The following is a 612-nucleotide window of genomic DNA, read 5'->3' as shown; positions in this document are numbered from 1 at the left end:
GCTTTAGCAGCACCAGTTGAAGATGGGATGATGTTTTGAGAAGCACCACGGCCACCGCGCCAGTCTTTAGCAGAAGGGCCATCTACAGTTTTTTGAGTTGCTGTAGTAGCGTGAACTGTAGTCATAAGACCAGACTCAATGCCCCACTTATCGTTAAGTACTTTAGCGATAGGTGCAAGACAGTTAGTAGTACAAGAAGCGTTAGAAACGATGTCTTGACCAGCGTAAGATGCTTGGTTAACGCCCATTACGAACATTGGAGTTGCATCTTTAGAAGGACCAGTAAGAACTACTTTCTTAGCGCCAGCAGTGATGTGCTTACGTGCAGTCTCGTCAGTTAGGAAAAGACCAGTTGCTTCAGCAACTACGTCTACTTCGATAGCATCCCACTTAAGGTCTTCTGGGTTACGCTCAGCTGTAACACGTACAGTTTTACCGTTAACGATTAGGTTACCGCCTTCAACTTCAACAGTACCGTTGAAACGGCCGTGAGTTGAGTCGTACTTAAGCATGTATGCCATGTACTCTACGTCGATTAGATCGTTAATACCTACTACTTCGATGTCTGCACGCTCTTGAGCTGCGCGGAATACGAAACGGCCGATACGGCCA

1 protein-coding gene is annotated in these 612 nt (G+C 46.6%); it reads right to left on the bottom strand.

What is annotated here, in order from left to right:
• On the bottom strand, window positions 1-612 hold a 612-nt coding region (locus AB4496_RS24595), incomplete at both ends, for a type I glyceraldehyde-3-phosphate dehydrogenase (RefSeq protein WP_372132428.1).

Origin of the sequence: Vibrio sp. 10N.222.46.A1 (genome assembly GCF_041473595.1) — a bacterium.
Lineage (GTDB): Bacteria > Pseudomonadota > Gammaproteobacteria > Enterobacterales > Vibrionaceae > Vibrio > Vibrio tasmaniensis_A.
This window is presented reverse-complemented; position numbering and strand designations above follow the sequence as displayed.